Source organism: Lysobacter sp. Root690 (assembly GCF_001427785.1).
Classification (GTDB): domain Bacteria; phylum Pseudomonadota; class Gammaproteobacteria; order Xanthomonadales; family Xanthomonadaceae; genus Lysobacter.
The window spans coordinates 289,065-304,820 of sequence record NZ_LMHM01000001.1 but is presented as its reverse complement, the minus strand read 5'-3'; the positions used below and the strand labels follow the sequence as shown (position 1 = coordinate 304,820).

At 66.7% G+C, this 15,756-nt stretch carries 17 protein-coding genes; 12 read left to right on the top strand and 5 right to left on the bottom strand.

The features are described from left to right. Positions 1–384 precede the first annotated feature (384 nt). On the bottom strand, positions 385–933 hold the full coding sequence (locus ASD86_RS01305) for a MarR family winged helix-turn-helix transcriptional regulator (protein WP_082577957.1): 549 nt from the start codon (positions 931–933) through the stop codon (positions 385–387). A 98-nt stretch (positions 934–1,031) separates the two neighbouring features. Here ASD86_RS01305 and hppD point away from each other — a divergent pair, with 98 nt between their 5' ends. From hppD to ASD86_RS01270, 7 genes are all read left to right on the top strand, one after another. Continuing rightward, positions 1,032–2,123 (top strand): 4-hydroxyphenylpyruvate dioxygenase, encoded by a 1,092-nt coding sequence (gene hppD / locus ASD86_RS01300; protein WP_056106060.1) that lies wholly within the window; start codon positions 1,032–1,034, stop codon positions 2,121–2,123. 41 nt (positions 2,124–2,164) lie between these two features. Beyond that, on the top strand, positions 2,165–3,220 hold the full coding sequence (locus ASD86_RS01295) for a hypothetical protein (RefSeq protein ID WP_056106058.1): 1,056 nt from the start codon (positions 2,165–2,167) through the stop codon (positions 3,218–3,220). Positions 3,221–3,432: 212 nt separating this feature from the next. Further along, positions 3,433–4,740 carry a homogentisate 1,2-dioxygenase gene (gene hmgA / locus ASD86_RS01290; RefSeq protein ID WP_056107015.1) on the top strand — a complete coding sequence of 436 codons (1,308 nt, stop codon included), beginning with the start codon at positions 3,433–3,435 and terminating at the stop codon, positions 4,738–4,740. Between the two features lie 286 nt (positions 4,741–5,026). Beyond that, positions 5,027–5,650: a hypothetical protein gene (locus ASD86_RS01285; protein ID WP_056107013.1), complete on the top strand. Its 624-nt coding sequence runs from the start codon at positions 5,027–5,029 to the stop codon at positions 5,648–5,650. Between the two features lie 173 nt (positions 5,651–5,823). Next, entirely contained in the window at positions 5,824–6,840 is a 1,017-nt protein-coding gene (locus ASD86_RS01280; RefSeq protein WP_056106056.1) for a sodium:calcium antiporter, read from the top strand. Positions 6,841–7,038: 198 nt separating this feature from the next. Then, positions 7,039–8,268: a Na+/H+ antiporter NhaA gene (nhaA, locus tag ASD86_RS01275; RefSeq protein WP_056106054.1), complete on the top strand. Its 1,230-nt coding sequence runs from the start codon at positions 7,039–7,041 to the stop codon at positions 8,266–8,268. 7 nt (positions 8,269–8,275) lie between these two features. Continuing rightward, positions 8,276–9,142: an NAD-dependent epimerase/dehydratase family protein gene (locus ASD86_RS01270; RefSeq protein WP_056106052.1), complete on the top strand. Its 867-nt coding sequence runs from the start codon at positions 8,276–8,278 to the stop codon at positions 9,140–9,142. Positions 9,143–9,255: 113 nt separating this feature from the next. Here ASD86_RS01270 and ASD86_RS01265 read toward each other — a convergent pair whose 3' ends face one another. After that, a complete protein-coding gene (locus ASD86_RS01265; RefSeq protein ID WP_056106050.1) occupies positions 9,256–10,146 on the bottom strand; it encodes an EamA family transporter in 891 nt (296 codons plus the stop codon). Positions 10,147–10,211: 65 nt separating this feature from the next. Here ASD86_RS01265 and ASD86_RS01260 point away from each other — a divergent pair, with 65 nt between their 5' ends. Then, positions 10,212–10,643, top strand: a complete 432-nt coding sequence (locus tag ASD86_RS01260; protein ID WP_056106048.1) for a hypothetical protein — start codon at positions 10,212–10,214, stop codon at positions 10,641–10,643. Between the two features lie 65 nt (positions 10,644–10,708). Further along, positions 10,709–11,179, top strand: coding sequence for a hypothetical protein (locus ASD86_RS01255; RefSeq protein ID WP_056106046.1), 471 nt, complete (start codon positions 10,709–10,711; stop codon positions 11,177–11,179). Between the two features lie 15 nt (positions 11,180–11,194). On the opposite strand, the gene ASD86_RS01250 is transcribed toward ASD86_RS01255, so the two are convergent. From ASD86_RS01250 to ASD86_RS01240, 3 genes are all read right to left on the bottom strand, one after another. Then, complete coding sequence (locus tag ASD86_RS01250; protein ID WP_056106044.1) at positions 11,195–11,689, bottom strand: Mpo1-like protein; 495 nt, start codon at positions 11,687–11,689, stop codon at positions 11,195–11,197. Positions 11,690–11,804: 115 nt separating this feature from the next. Further along, a complete protein-coding gene (locus ASD86_RS01245) occupies positions 11,805–12,140 on the bottom strand; it encodes a multidrug efflux SMR transporter (protein WP_056106042.1) in 336 nt (111 codons plus the stop codon). Between the two features lie 577 nt (positions 12,141–12,717). Next, positions 12,718–13,647, bottom strand: coding sequence for a phosphoribosylaminoimidazolesuccinocarboxamide synthase (locus tag ASD86_RS01240; protein WP_056106040.1), 930 nt, complete (start codon positions 13,645–13,647; stop codon positions 12,718–12,720). A gap of 185 nt (positions 13,648–13,832) precedes the next feature. Here ASD86_RS01240 and ASD86_RS01235 point away from each other — a divergent pair, with 185 nt between their 5' ends. The 3 genes from ASD86_RS01235 (at position 13,833) to rraA (ending at position 15,503) form a co-directional block, all read left to right on the top strand. Beyond that, entirely contained in the window at positions 13,833–14,165 is a 333-nt protein-coding gene (locus ASD86_RS01235; protein ID WP_056106038.1) for a J domain-containing protein, read from the top strand. 144 nt (positions 14,166–14,309) lie between these two features. Next, on the top strand, positions 14,310–15,005 hold the full coding sequence (gene rpe, locus ASD86_RS01230; protein WP_056106036.1) for a ribulose-phosphate 3-epimerase: 696 nt from the start codon (positions 14,310–14,312) through the stop codon (positions 15,003–15,005). 24 nt (positions 15,006–15,029) lie between these two features. Then, positions 15,030–15,503: a ribonuclease E activity regulator RraA gene (gene rraA / locus ASD86_RS01225; protein WP_235567628.1), complete on the top strand. Its 474-nt coding sequence runs from the start codon at positions 15,030–15,032 to the stop codon at positions 15,501–15,503. Positions 15,504–15,756 lie beyond the last annotated feature (253 nt).

Genomic DNA, 15,756 nt, shown 5'->3' with positions numbered 1-15,756 from the left:
AGGACATCCATGTCCTGGGTGGCCTACGGCACGCATCCATGCGTGCCGCCCTTCGGGCCTGCTTTTGCATCGCGAGTTACAAGCTGCGCCGGGCCAGAGCAAACGCATTGCCAAAGCTAAGCTTTCAACGGCAACGGCAACGGCAACGGCAACGGCAACGGCAACGGCAAGGCAAGGCAAGGCAAGGCAACTGCAACTGCAACGAAGCTTCGTTGCTCAAAGCAACCTCCCGCCCAAGCGAAACCGTCCCCCCCTTTTGAAAAAGGGGGCTAGGGGGATTTGCTCTTGCTCTCACGCCAACGACGAACTCAGCCGCCGTCAATCCGCTGAGCCCATGCACATATGGCCGAAATCTTCAGCGCGAAAACCTCAACGCAAAAAACCTCAGCGCGTATCCGCCGCCATCTCCGCCTCGGCCTGCATCTCCAGCTCGTCCAGCCGATCCAGCAACCGGAACAGCGCCTCGCGCTCGGCCGGGTCGATGTCGACCAGCAACCGCTGCTCGAACGCCAACGCCATCGGCGCGACCTCGTCGTAGATTTTGTAGCCGTCCGGCGACAACTGCAGCACCGAACGACGGCGGTCGTCGTCGTGGGTCTCGCGCTCCAGGCGGCCGGCCTCGGTCAGGCGGGCGACCGCGCGGCTGACCGCGACCTTGTCCATCGCGGTGCGCTGGGCGACCTCGTTGGCCGACAGGCCTGGGTAGCGGCCCAGCACGGCCATGACCCGCCACTCGGTCACGCTCAGGGCGTACCGCTGCGAGTACACCCGCGCGATCGCGCTGCTGACCCGGTTCGACAGCACCGACAGGCGATACGGCAGGAAGTGCTCGAGGTCGAGCTCGGCATGGTGGGCGCCGCCCACGGCCTTGCCGGGGCTGGGGGCCGAGCTGGGCGGAACGGGTGATTCAGGATCCGGATTCGGTCGATTCATGTTGCACTGTGCCTTGCTTATGGTTTCATGTGAAACTATAACGACCCTTTCCCCGAGGCCGTCCGCAGCGGACCTGGCCGCCACCCGAGAACAATGCCATGAATGCACAGCCCAACCTCGGCATGCAGGTCACCACCTTCGAAAATCCGCTCGGCATCGACGGCTTCGAGTTCGTCGAATTCGCCGCGCCGGCCGACAAGATCGAGATGCTCCACGCCTATTTCCGCGGCATGGGCTTCACCGCCGTGCTGCGCCACAAGTCGCGGCCGATCACCGTGTACCGCCAGGGCGGGGTGAACTTCCTGATCAACGAGTCGCCCGACAGCTTCGCTTCGGCCTTCGCCCAGGCCCACGGGCCGTGCGCCTGCGGCTTCGCGATCCGCTTCAAGAAGCCGGCCGGCGAAGTGTTCGAGGCCGTGCTCGCCAACGGCGGCGAAGCGATCGGCGACGGCGCCGACACCCGCGCGATCGACGCGCCGGTGGTCAAGGGCATCGGCGATTGCATGCTGTACCTGGTCGACCAATACGGCGGCAACGGCAGCGCCTATAGCGACTACGAGCCTATTCCGGGCGCCGACCAGAACCCGACCGGGTTCGGCCTGACCTTCATCGACCACCTGACCCACAACCTGTACTTCGGCAACATGCAGAAGTGGTCGGACTACTACGAGCGTCTGTTCAACTTCCGCGAGATCCGCTACTTCGACATCAAGGGCGTCAAGACCGGCCTGGTGTCCAAGGCGATGACCGCGCCCGACGGCGTGGTGCGCATTCCGCTCAACGAATCGAACGATCCCAAGTCGCAGATCAACGAATACCTCGACGCCTACAAGGGCGAGGGCATCCAGCACATCGCCTGCTTCACCGACAACATCTATGAGACGGTCGAGGCGATGCGCGCGCAGAACATCGATTTCCTGGATACGCCGGATACCTATTTCGACGTGATCGACCTGCGCGTGCCGAACCACGGCGAGGACGTGCCGCGTCTTGCCAAGAACAAGATCCTGATCGACGCCGACCCGGAAACCCATCAGCGCAAGCTGCTGCAGATCTTCACCAAGAACGCGATCGGCCCGATCTTCTTCGAGATCATCCAGCGCAAGGGCAACGAAGGCTTCGGCGAAGGCAATTTCCAGGCCCTGTTCGAAAGCATCGAGCGCGATCAGATCCAGCGCGGCGTGCTGTAATGGCGGCTCTGTAACAGGCGCCGGGCCGCGAAGGAATCGCCATGCTGAGAGAACTCGTCGATCTGCTCACCTGCCGGCAGCTTGAGCCGGATGAGCTGGAATCGACAGTCGCCGCCATCGAAGGCGCGGCGGACGATCCGCGTCTGCATTGGGTGGACGATCGCGCGCCCGAACGGCTGACGCAGAGTGCGATCATCTCCAATCTCAGTGATTTCATCGCGTACGGCAGCAAGATCGACGAAGTGCACGAGCAGATCAGCGATTTCTTCGCCGATCCGCTGCCGGACTACCCCTTGCACGACGATGGCCGCCGTTTCCAGCCGGACGAGTATTTCGTCTGGCTGGATCGGCAGTTCGTCCAGCTCATCGGCGAGAAGGGCGGCTACGAGTTGCTGCTGCTGCGGCAGAATCACAGCGAAGACCTGCACGCCATGACGGTGCTGCGCCCGGATACGGCGCGGATATTGCAACTCGCGGCCGAGTCGGGGCTGATCATCGAGCGGGCGACCGAGCGCAAGCGGATCGGCCTGCCGGAGGTTCCGGTGAATGCGGCGCGGCATGGACCTGCGACGGTTCGAGATCACGAGGGTGGGGACATGCTGAAGGAACTGGTCGATCTGTTGACTTGCCGCGAACTCGATGCGGAGGAACTGGCGTCGTTGACCGCCGAGATCGAAGGCGCGGCGGACGATCCGGAATTCGAATGGATGGAGGACCCCGAGCCCGACGAACTCAGGCAAACCGCGTTGGTGTTCAAGTTGATGGAACATTTCGCGACCGGCGACAAGATCGACGAGGTGCATGAGCAGATCAGCGAATGGTTCAAGGAGCCGCTTCCGGATTTTCCGTACAACTCCGATGGCCCCAAGGTATTGGTCAGCGAGTATTTCGCCTGGCTCGATCCGCTGCTGGCCGAACGCCAGGACAACGGCGGTTACGAGGCCTTGGTGATCGACGACCGCATCAGCGACAACTTGAACGTCATCCTGGCCTGGCGCGCGGATACGCCGCGGATCCTGGAGCTGGCGACGCAGCTGGCGCTGGTGATCGACCGCTCGCATCCGTATGTGCTCAGTCGCGCCTTGATGGGCGTCTGAGCGGCGCTGGCTTCCGAGAGTGCAGGCCCGGACGGCGCCGACTCGCCGTATCGATTCATCGCGCCATCGAATGCAAAGCGTCACTTGAACCTGCATCACGACCCGAACGCGCGCCGAACGCGGCGCGGCGTCCAACAGCCCAGCGAGCCCGTATGAGCACCGCAGCCAACGACAGCGACAACAACGTTCTCACGATGCCCAGCATCGACAGCATGGACCAGCGTCCGCGCGGCTACATGAGCGGGTTCGGCAACGAATTCGCCACCGAGGCGGTCGCCGGCACCTTGCCGGAAGGGCAGAATTCGCCGCAGCGCGCGCCGCACGGCCTGTACGCCGAGCAGCTCAGCGGCACCGCGTTCACCGCGCCGCGCAAGGAAAACCGCCGCAGCTGGCTGTACCGGATCCGCCCGGCGGCGATGCATGGGACCTTCGCGCCGTTCCATCAGCCGCGCCTGCACAACGATTTCGGCGACGGTCCGGTCTCGCCCGATCAGTTGCGCTGGGACCCGCTGCCGCTGCCCGACACCGAGGTAGATTTCGTCGACGGCCTCTACACGATGGCCGGCAACGGTTCGGCCGCTGGCCAGCACGGCTGCGGCATCCATCTGTATGCGGCCAATCGCTCGATGCAGGGGCGGTATTTCTACGACGCCGACGGCGAGCTGCTGATCGTGCCGCAGCAGGGCCGGCTGTTGCTGGCGACCGAATTGGGAGCGATAGAGGTCGAGCCGCAGGAAATGGCGGTGATTCCGCGCGGCATCCGTTTCCGCGTCGAGTTGCTCGACGGCGCTTCGCGCGGCTACGTGTGCGAGAACTTCGGCGCGCTGCTGCGCCTGCCCGACCTCGGCCCGATCGGTTCCAACGGCCTGGCCAATCCGCGCGACTTCCTGACCCCGCATGCGTCCTACGAAGACATCGAGGGCGAGTTCGAACTGATCGCCAAGTTCCAGGGCCATCTGTGGCGCGCCGAGATCGGCCACTCGCCGCTGGACGTGGTCGGCTGGCATGGCAACTACGCGCCGTACAAGTTCGACATGCGCCGCTTCAATACCATCGGTTCGATCAGCTTCGATCATCCCGATCCGTCGATCTTCACCGTGCTGACCTCGCCGAGCGACACGCCCGGCACGGCCAATATCGACTTCGTGATCTTCCCGCCGCGCTGGCTGGTCGCGCAGCACACGTTCCGGCCGCCGTGGTTCCACCGCAACGTCGCCAGCGAGTTCATGGGACTGGTGCACGGCGCCTACGACGCCAAGGCCGACGGGTTCGCGCCGGGCGGTTCGTCGCTGCATAACTGCATGACCGGGCATGGGCCCGATGCGCAGACCTTCGAGAAGGCATCGCATGCCGATCTGAGCCAGGCGCATGTGATCGTCGATACGCTGGCCTTCATGTTCGAGACGCGCGCGGTGATCCGTCCGACCGCGCAGGCATTCGATGCGCCGCACCGGCAGCGCGACTATCAGGCGTGCTGGGCGGGGCTGCGCAAGCACTTCGATCCGAATTCGCGGGAGTGAATGGGGTGGTTCGAGGCGATCGCTTCGAACCTGCATGTACCGACAAAAACGCGCGGCTTCGGCCGCGCGTTTTCGTTCGTGCGCCGACAAGACTGCAGGGGCGGTGTTGTTGTCGGCATCCGATAGCGCCGCGCTGATCCAGGCGCGATTCATCGCTTCTCGCCGCGTTCACGCAAAACCGCTAGGCTGATTCGGCCATTCGAATCGCGCCTCGTGCGCCGGAGTTCCGCCGATGAAACTTGCGCCGATGTCGATCGCGCCACGCCGCGCCGCGCTGTTCGCCGCCGTGGTGTTAAGCCTGGGCCTGGCCGCCTGCCAGCGCGAGGCCGCGCCGGCCGAAGCGGCGAAGCCGGCCGCGAACGCCGCGCCGGAGGCCAACCCTGCGCCGATCACCGATCAACCCGCCGAAAGCGTTCCGCCCGCGACCGCGCCGGTGTCCAGTCCGCCGCCGGCCGCCAGCGACACCCAGGCGCGCTTCGACGGCTACGGCGACATGCGCTTCGGCATGAGCGCCGAGCAGGCCAAGCAGGCTTGGGGCGGCGAGCTCAAGGGCAAGCCGCCGGCCGACGGCGGCTGCTACTACCTGCAGCCGATCTGGGTGACCAACCCGCGCGATTTCGCCTTCATGGTCGAGGACGGCAAGTTCGTCCGCGTCGATGTCGGCAACGACAAGGAGACCGCGCCCGGTGGCGGCAAGCGCGGCATGAGCGCCGATGAAATCAACAAGCTGTATGCCGGCCGGGTCGAGCAGCAGAACCACAAGTACGTGCAGGGCGGCCATTACCTGCGCGTGAGCGACAGCGCGGGCGGCGCGGGTACGCTGGTGTTCGAGACCGATGCCACCGGAAAGGTGACGGCTTGGCATATCGGCGTGCCGCCGCAGGTGGATTACGTCGAAGGCTGCAGCTGAGCCGTCGCCGGCCGGGCCATGGCCGCTGAGCCGTTACGGGCAGCGGACCGCCGTCCCGCCATGGCAGGCTGGCCACTGCCGGCCCGGCCACGACGTTAGAATCGGGACCGATGCGCCCGCTCGCCGAGCGACGCCGTCCACCGCACGCTGTTCACTGCAAGGGGAAGATCGCCATGTTCGAAGCCGTCGGCTTGTTCGTATTGGGCCTGTTCCTGCTGGCCCTGGGCGGCGATTCGATCGTCAAGGGCGCCTCCGGCCTGGCCCAGCGCTTCGGCGCCTCGCCGTTCGCCGCCGGCTTGGTGCTGGTCGCCTTCGCCACCTCGCTGCCGGAACTGGCGGTCAACCTGCAGGCGGTGGTGCGCGGCCAGCAGGCGCTGGCGCTCGGCAACGCGGTCGGCAGCAATATCGTCAACTTCGGCCTGACCCTGGGCCTGGCGGCGCTCGCCGCGCCGCTGGTGGTGCGCTGGCGCGCGCTGGCGCCGCTGCTGGTGCTGCTGTTGGTGGGCACGCTGGTGGTGATCGGCCTGGGCCTGGACGGCGCGCTCAGCCGTCGGGAAGGCGTGGCGATGCTGGTGGCGTTCGTGATCGTGGTCGCCTACGCGACCTCGCGCACCCGCCATGAAGCCCCCGAACTGCAGGACGCCATTGCCGCGTTCGCCCAGACCCAGACCAACCTGGGCCTCAATCTGGTGCGGGTGCTGATCGCCGCGCTGCTGCTGCACCTGGGCGCGTACCTGATCGTCGGCGGCAACGGCCTGTGGAGCTTCGGTGGCGCCGCGCCGGCGCTGGCCGGCGGGTTCGGCTCGCCGAACGCGGCCATCATCGGTGCCGGCCTGGGCCTGTCGCCGCTGCTGACCGGCCTGCTGCCGGTCGCGATCGGCACCGCGCTGCCCGAAGTCGCCGCAGCGGTCGCCGCGGCGCGGCGCGGGCAGGGCGACATCGTGGTCGGCCACGTGATCGGTTCGAGCCTGTTCAATCTGCTGATCGTGCTCGGCGGCATGGCCGCGCTGCATACCGTGCCGCTGCCCGCGTCGTTCGTGCGTTTCGAGCTGCCGGCCGCGGCGGTGTTCGCCTTGATGCTGTACCCGATGCTCAAGGGCGACCTGCGCATCAGCAAGCGCGAAGGCGCGATCCTGCTGGTGGCCTTGCTGGGCTGGATCGGGTTCGAGTTGCTGATGCTGCATCAGTAACGGATCTCCCTCTCCCTCTCCCGCTTGCGGGAGAGGGCTGGGGTGAGGGGCGCGTCGCGCCGATGATCTTGCAGGCGCTCGCACCTCGTCCGCCCTGCGGGCACCGTCTCAGCCTTGCACTCCCTTCGATCGCCGCAAGCGGGAGAAGGGCAGGACGCATCCACAAAACCCATGCAATCGCCCCGCCTATAATGGGCAATGAGCGAAATCACCCCCACGTCGCGCTTGCCGCGGCGCGCGTTGCGCGCACTGAGCGAGTTCTTCCGTCTGGAAGCGGCCGGCGGCATCGTCCTGATCGCCGCGGCGGTGCTGGCCCTGATCGCGGCCAATTCGCCGCTGCAATCGGCCTACGAAGCATTCCGCGAGATCCCGGTGCAGGTGCGCATCGGCGCGCTCGACATCAGCAAGCCGCTGCTGCTGTGGATCAACGACGGGCTGATGGCGATCTTCTTCCTGGTGGTCGCGCTGGAGATCAAGCGCGAGGCGCTCAGCGGCCAGTTGGCCGAGCGCTCGCAGCTGGTGCTGCCGATGGTCTGCGCCGCCGCCGGCGTGATCGTGCCGGCGTTGCTGTTCGCCGCGCTCAATCACAACGATGGCGCCTCGATGCGCGGTTGGGCGGTGCCGACCGCGACCGACATCGCTTTCGCCCTGGGCGTGCTGGCGCTGCTGGGTTCGCGCGTGCCGGTGGCTATGAAGCTGCTGCTGTCGACGATCGCGGTGGTCGACGACCTGATGGCGATCCTGATCATCGCGTTCTTCTATTCGCACGGCCTGTCGGTGACCGCGCTGATGTGGGCCGCGCTCGCATTGGCGGCGATGTGGGTGTTGAACCGGCGCGGGGTCAAATCGCTGGGGCCGTATCTGGCGCTGGGCGTGGTGCTGTGGGTGTGCGTGCTCAAGTCCGGCGTCCACGCGACCCTGGCCGGCGTCGCCACCGGCCTGATGATTCCGCACGTCGACAAGCGCAACAACATCGACGACGCAACCGAGCATTCGCCGCTGGAAACCCTCGAGCACGCGCTGCATCCGTGGGTGGCCTACGCGATCCTGCCGTTGTTCGCCTTCGTCAACGCCGGCCTGTCGTTGAGCGGGGTCAAGCTGGAAGACGCGACCGCGGCGCTGCCGATGGGCATCGTGTTGGGGTTGGTGGTCGGCAAGCCGGTCGGCATCGTCGGCGCGGCGATGCTGATGCGCGCGCTGGGCTGGGCGCGTTTCCCCAACGGCATGGACCTGCGCGCGATGGTCGGCCTGGGGCTGATGTGCGGTATCGGCTTTACCATGAGCCTGTTCATCGCCTCGCTGGCGTATCAGGACGCGCGGCTTTACGAGGAAGCGGTTCTGGGTATTCTTGGCGCCTCGCTGCTGTCGGCGGTGATCGGCTTCGTTTGGTTGCGCGCGGTATTGCCGGTGCGCGGCGCCCAGGATTGAACAACGCATGAAACACGCTTTAGTTTTTGGCGGCAGCGGCCAGATCGGCATGCCGCTGCTGCAACGTCTGTACCACGCCGGCTGGCGAGTGTCGGCGATCTCGCGCCAGGAGCGCCACGACCACCCGGGTCTGGAGTGGCTGCAAGGCGACCTGGACGACATGCCGGCGTTGCCCGCGCGGGTCGATGCGATCTTCAGCTGCGGCCCGCTGTTGAAGTTTTCGCGCTGGTACGAACAATCCGGCATCGAGGCCACGCGCGTGGTCGCGTTCGGTTCGACCAGCGCGCAGACCAAGCGCGGTTCGGCCGATGCCGATGAGCGCCGCAACGCCGCCGAACTGCGCCAGGGCGAGGAAGTCCTGTTCGCAGCCGCGGTGCCGCGCAGCGATGCCGCCACGGTGCTGCGCCCGACCCTGATCTACGGCGCGGGCCGCGATGCGACCCTGACCCGGATCGCGCAACTGGCCAAGCGCCTGAAGTATTTCCCGCTGCCGCGCGGCGCCGATGGCCTGCGTCAGCCGGTGCATGTCGACGACCTCGCCGATGCCGCGTTCGCCGCGCTGAGCGCGCCGGCGAGTTTCGGCAACACCTATGCGGTGCCCGGCGGCGAAACCCTGAGCTATCGCGACATGGTCGAACGCACCCTGGCCTGTCTGCGTCCGCCGGTGCGACTGATCGAACTGCCGTCGCCGCTGTTCAACCTGGCCTTGCTGGCCGCGCAGGCAGCAGGCCGCGCGACCGGCCTGGGCGAAGCCGCGGTACGACGCATGCGCAACGACATGACCTTCGACGCGGGCCCGGCGCAACGCGACTTCGGCTACGCCCCGCGCAGTTTTCAGCCGAGCGCCGAAATGTTCGAAACACCACGCGATTAATCGGCAGCTCCCTGTAGGAGCGGCGTCCTACTGGATTTCCTTCGGTCACGAGCCGCGACCGCGACACTACACAGACGACGCAACTGCGATGTCGCAGTGAAAAGGCGTCGCTCTCAAAGCTCAGCCGCCACCGCCCGCTGCGCCCGCGCCTTAGCCAGATTCCGCAACGCAATCAGCAACACCCCGCCGAGCACCATCGCCCCGCCGATCCACAAACTCGGCCCGGGCCGATCGCCCCAGAACACGATTCCCAGCGCCACCGCGATCACCGGCACCAACAGCAGCCACGGCGTGACCTGGGCGACCGGATGACGCTGCACCAACACGTAATACAGCCCATGGCCGAGCAGCGAGGACACGAACGCGGCGTAGGCCACGCCGGTCCAGCCGACCCAGCTCACTTCGCCCAAGGTCGACAGGCCGCCCGGCTCGACGATCAAACTGATCGCCAGCAGCGGCGGCACCGCGATCAGCGCGGTCCAGCCTTGCTGGCTGTAGACGTCCAGGCCGCGCAGACCCTTCATCAGCACCGTGCCCAGCGCCAGCGCCGCGGCCGAAACCAGCATCAGCACCACCGCCATCGGTTTATCCAGCACCAGCGGATCGAACCCGAGCACCAGCACGCCGCCGAAACTGATCGCGATCGCCACCCCGGTGCGCCAGGCGAAACGCTCGCCGAGCAGCCACCACGCCAGCAACGCGGTCATCGGTACATAGCTCTGCAGCACGATCGCCGGCGAGGACAGATCGCCGGCCGCCTTGAGCGCGCTGAAGCTCAGGCCGAAATGCAGCACGCCGATGCACAGGCACACCGCGATCAGGCGCGGCCATTGGCCCGGCGCGGGCCGCTTGAGCACGAACACCAGCGGCACGGCGAGCAGGGCGAAGCGCAGCGCGGTGAACAGGAACGGCGGAATCTCGCGCAGCGACAGCGCCGAGGTCAGGAAGTTGATCGCCCAGGCCACGACCACGAGTAACAACAAGGCGATATCGCGAGCGGGCATGGCGGTCCGGCTTGGGCTATCGTGGCCGCCGAATCAGCGGCCGCGAATGGCGGAGGGGACCCATTGTGAAGCAAGCCCTGCAATCTGCGGGTATCTGGGAGTGGGGACTGCTGTTGCTGGTCGTCGTGCTGCTGTGGCTGATCCCGGGCGCGTGGTTGCTGCGCGCGCTGGTGGCGCGCGAGTTCCGCGCGCGCCCGGCGTTCGGCGCGGCGTTGTGGTCGGTGATCTACGCGCTGGTGCTGTGGGCGATGCTGAGCATCGTCGCCCTGATCGTGATGCACAGCCTCGGCGCCGGCAGCGGCTGGCCGCTGATCGCGATCGCCTTCGTGCTGTCGTGCCTGGCTCTGGCTACCGGGGTGCGCATGTTCCTGCCCGGTCCCGACGGCGGCAAGCTGCGCTGGTCGCGCGCCTTGTGGACGGCGTGGCCGGCGGCGCTGATGCTGTGGCTGTGGGGCGGGTTCGGCATCGTGGGGCTGATTCGCGCGATCGTGGCTTGAAGCTGCTGCGAATGGCGGCGCTCGACGCCGGCTAAGCTGGACCATCGACGCGGTGGAGGCGCGCAATGTCGCAGATCGGATCCGGTTTGGTCGCTGTGTTCAGCGCGGCGTGGCTGGCGGTGAGGGTCATGGCCTTGCTGATCGGCGTGTTGGGCCTGTGGCTGGTGCCGGTAGCCTGCCTGCTTGGCGTGATGTCACGCCGCGCCCTGGGCTCGCGCGGAGGTTACGCGCCGGCGATGACCGCAGTGCAGATCGCGGCGGTGATCCTGATGGCGATCAGCCCGTTGACGATGTGGATGCTCAGTGCGCTGCCGCGCAGAGACGTGCTGCCGGTGGGAGCGCTGGTGCTGCTGGCGGCCTTGGCCTTTGCCATCCGTCAAACGATGCGCGACGAAGAGCGGCGACCGCCGAAGTACTGGCGCGTCGCGGGTTGGTCGTTGGCCTGCGCAATGATGTGGTATCTGACCACCGCGTTGATCGCGCTGACGATGCAGACCTATGTCCTGAGCCGCGAGCCGGGCATGATTTTCTTCTGACCGAATCCCGGCCTCTCAGTACGACCACCCCAGCTTGCGATACAGCTTCGCCAACACCCAGGCCGGGCCGATCAACAGATAGGTCAGGTCGGTGAGGAAACTCGGCTTCTTGCCTTCGATCTTGTGGCCGATGAACTGCGCGATCCAGGCGATCACGAACACGCCGACCGCCGACCACAGCAACACCGTCAGCCCGAACGACTGCGCGATCCAGTGCGTGAGCAGGGCGAACACGCCGAACTGCGCGAACATGCCCAGGCCGAGTTTGCGCGAGGCGCGGTAGTAGAACAGCATCGCCGCGAACATCGCCATCGCCGCCCAGATGCCGGGCTTGAACCAGGTGCCCGGCGCGGGGATGCACCACAGCAGCGCGATCACGCTCCACAGGATCGCCGGCACCGCGAACACGTGGATGCGCTGGTTGGTGACGTTGCGGTGATCGCCGGAATAGCTGGCGAACCAGCGGTCGATCGGACGGGTTTCGAACGAGGTTTGCGCGACGGTGCTCATGTGCGGCTCCCGGTGGTGCGTGGCGGGCGCGCGGCCCGCGCGACGGTGGCTGGCGCGCCCGCGAGCGGCGCGCGTGGAAGGGCGGTCGCGCGCGTGGACGCCGCGCGCGCGGCGGCTAGTGCGCCGCGGATTTCGAGAATAGCTGGATCACGATCACCCCGGCGACGATCAGCGCGATGCCGGCGATCGCGCCCGCGTCCAGGCTTTGCTTCATGAACAGCCAGCCGATGGTGGCGATCAGGACGATGCCGACCCCGGACCAGATCGCGTAGGCGACTCCGACCGGCACGCTCTTGAGCACCAGCGACAGGAAATAGAAGGCGACGCCGTAGCCGGCCGCGACGATCAGGGTCGGTCCGGCCTTGGTGAATCCTTCCGATGCCTTGAGCGCGCTGGTCGCGACGACTTCCGCGGCGATGGCGATGGCGAGGTACAGGTAGCCGACGTTCATGCCGGGGGCGATCCGCGTGAGGCGAGGTCGGCAGGGTAGCGCGCATGGCGTCGGCGGGCGGCGAAGGCGGCGCGGGATGGCGCCTTGCGGGGAGTGTTGCGTGTTTGGGGCGTGGGGTCTGTAAAGCAGGTGACAGTTGGGGGCTGGGTTGGAAGCGGAAGTAGAAGGGCTGGGAACGCAAAGTGAGGAAGCAGAGCGAAGCGAAGCAGCGCAAAGCAAAGCAAAGCAAAGCAAAAGCAAAAGCAAAGCAAAAGCAAAGCAAAAGCGAATCCCCCCAGCCCCCCTTTTCCAAAGGGGGGAACAGCAACAGCAACAGCAACGACAGCACCAGCGACAGCACCAGCGACAGCAGCGGTAATGACAACGGCTACGGCGGCAGCGGGGTGGGGAACTGCGCTTGGCGAATCAATTGCGGCGCCCACCCAAACTCCTTCGCAACTGCTTTTCCCCCCTTTGGAAAAGGGGGGCAGGGGGGATTCGCTTTTGCTCTTGCTTTCGTCGTAGCCGTCAGCCGAACAATCCACGCACCCCTCGTCCCACAAACAAAAAGGGCCGCTTTCGCGGCCCTTCCGTCCAATCAGTCGACCGATATCCCCGCCAGCTTCTGCAGAGCCTCGGCGTACTTCGCCCGAGTGCGCTCGATCACCTCCGCCGGCAGATTCGGCCCCGGCGGGGTCTTGTCCCAGCCCAGCGTCTCCAGGTAATCGCGCACGAACTGCTTGTCGTAGCTCGGCGGGCTGGTGCCGACCTGATACTCGTCGGCCGGCCAGTAGCGCGAGGAGTCCGGCGTCAGCATCTCGTCCATCACGTACAGGCGGCCGTCGGCGTCGGTGCCGAACTCGAACTTGGTGTCGGCCAGCAGGATGCCGCGCTCGGCCGCGAAATCGGCGGCGTAGCGGTACAGGCGCAAGGTCGCGTCGCGCACCGCTTCGGCCAGCTCGGCGCCGACCGTGCGCACCGCGGTGTCGAAGTCGATGTTCTCGTCGTGGTCGCCGACCGCGGCCTTGGTCGACGGGGTGAAGATCGGCTCGGCCAGCTTCTCGGCCTGGCGCAGCCCGCTGGGCAGGGCGATGCCGCTGATCCGGCCGGTGCGCTGATAGTCCTTCCAGCCGCTGCCGATCACGTAGCCGCGCGCGATGCATTCGATCGCGACCGGTTTCAGGCGCTTGGTCACCACCGTGCGCTTGGCGTACAGCGCGGGGTCGACATTGGCCGGCAGGACCGCGGCGACGTCGATGCCGGTCAGGTGGTTGGGAATGATGTGCGCGGTCTTGCCGAACCAGAAGTTACTGATCTGGCACAGCATCTCGCCCTTGCCCGGGATCGGGTCCGGCAGGACCACGTCGAAGGCGCTGAGGCGGTCGGTCGCGACCATCAGCAGGCAGTCGCCGCCGGGCGCGGCGCCCGCGGGCAGGCGATCGGCGGGCAGATCGTAGACATCGCGGACCTTGCCGCGGTGGCGCAAGGGCAGGCCGGGCAGTTCGGATTGCAGCAGTGTGGTCGTCAACGTGGGGACCCCTGATGGCGGTACAGAAACCCTCCATCGCCCTGCGCCCGGAGCCGTTCGGCTCGCGCGCCTGCGCGACGGGGCCGGGCAGTGTACGCCGGCTGGCCGGCCGCGTGCAGGTCCGGGCGGGTAAACTGCGACGCTTCGGCCCTCGCGGGCCCGGCCGGACGGCGCGAGGGGCCTGGATGAATCGCTGGTACGGCAAATTGCTGGGGGTCGTGGCCGGAATCGCGCTGATGCGCGGCAACCCCCTGTTCGGCGCGATCGTCGGCCTGCTGATCGGCCACGCCTTCGACACCGACTGGTTCAAGCTGCGCGGCGACAACCCCTACCTGGCGCTGGGCCTGAGCGCGGACGCCAGCGACGGCGAGGTTGAACAGGCTTACCGGCGGCTGATCTCGCAATACCACCCCGACCGGGTCGCCAATGCCGCCCCGGAGGTCCGCCAGCAGGCGGAAGTGCGGGCCCGGGAGATCAATCGGGCCTACGATCGGATCAAGGCGCTGCGCCGACGTTAAGGGCGAAAAACGAGTTCAGAGGAGTGAGGAGTGAGTAAGAGCGCCAGCGACCCCGCCTTTACTCACTCCTCACTCCTCTGAACTCGTTTTTGCCTGATCCGCGCGGCAAGGCGACAATACCCGCATCTCCCGCCGGCAGCGCCCATGACCACGCAATCCACCGTCATCGCCCCCTCGATCCTTTCGGCCAATTTCGCCAAGCTCGGCGAAGAGGTCGACAACGTGCTCAAGGCCGGCGCCGACTGGGTCCATTTCGACGTCATGGACAACCACTACGTGCCGAACCTGACCATCGGCCCGCTGGTCTGCGAAGCGCTGCGCAAGCACGGCGTGACCGCGCCGATCGACGTGCATCTGATGGTCGACCCGGTTGATCGCATCGTCCCGGACTTCGCCAAAGCCGGCGCGAGCACGATCAGCTTCCATCCCGAAGCCAGTCAGCACGTTCACCGCACCATCCAGCTGATCAAGTCGCACGGCTGCGGCGCCGGCCTGGTGCTGAACCCGGCCACGCCGATCGAAGTGCTCGACTGGGTGCTCGAAGATCTCGACCTGGTGCTGCTGATGTCGGTCAACCCCGGCTTTGGCGGCCAGAGCTTCATCCCGTCCGCGCTCGACAAGCTGCGCAAGGTGCGCGAGCGCATCGACAACAGCGGCCGCGCGATCCGCCTGGAGATCGACGGCGGGGTCAAGACCGACAACATCGGCGAAATCGCCGCGGCCGGCGCCGACACCTTCGTCGCCGGTTCGGCGATCTTCAACGCACCCGGCGCGCAGCAGCACGGATACGCCGAGGTGATCGCGAGCATGAAGGACGCGGTCGCCGCGGCGCGGCGCTGACTCCATTTCGATAAGAGCGCGATGATGAACACCTGCGACCTGTGCGACCGCCATGACGCGCAGGTGCGCGTGCTCGAACTGCCGCTGGGCGATTACGGCGGCCGCATCGCGTTCGATGGCATCGTCAGCACGATCAAGGCCTACGAAGACAATTCGCTGGTGCGCGATGCCGTCGCCGAGCCTGGCCACGGCCGCGTGCTGGTGATCGATGGCGGCGGTTCGATGCGTCGGTCGATGCTGGGCGATCTGCTTGCGGCCAAGGCGCTCGAGAACGGTTGGGCCGGGGTGGTGGTGTTCGGCGCGATCCGCGACAGCGCGGCGATCGGGGCGATGGCGCTCGGGGTCAAGGCGCTGGGGACGTGTCCGCGCAAGACCGACAAACTGGGGCAGGGGTTGCGCGATGTGCCGGTGCAATTCGGCGGGTTGGTGATCCGGCCGGGCGAGTGGTTGTGCGCGGATGCGGATGGGGTGGTGTTGGCGGATGGTGTTTTGGGCTGAGGCCAGTGCCTGATGTCGCCACACGCGTGGGTTGGCCGCGGTGAGTCCGGTTGTGCGTGCCGCGATGATTTTGCATAAGTCATAGCGACAATTGCTCCGCGCATGCTGCGTTCGCTCCCTGTAGGAGCGGCGCAAGCCGCGACCGCGCCATTACGCAGACGCCGCAAGCTGCGTCGTAGCTGCATTCCCGCGGTCGCGGCTAGCGCCGCTCCTACAGGAATGCCATGTAGCTTCTGCTTGCGCTTGAAGCCGC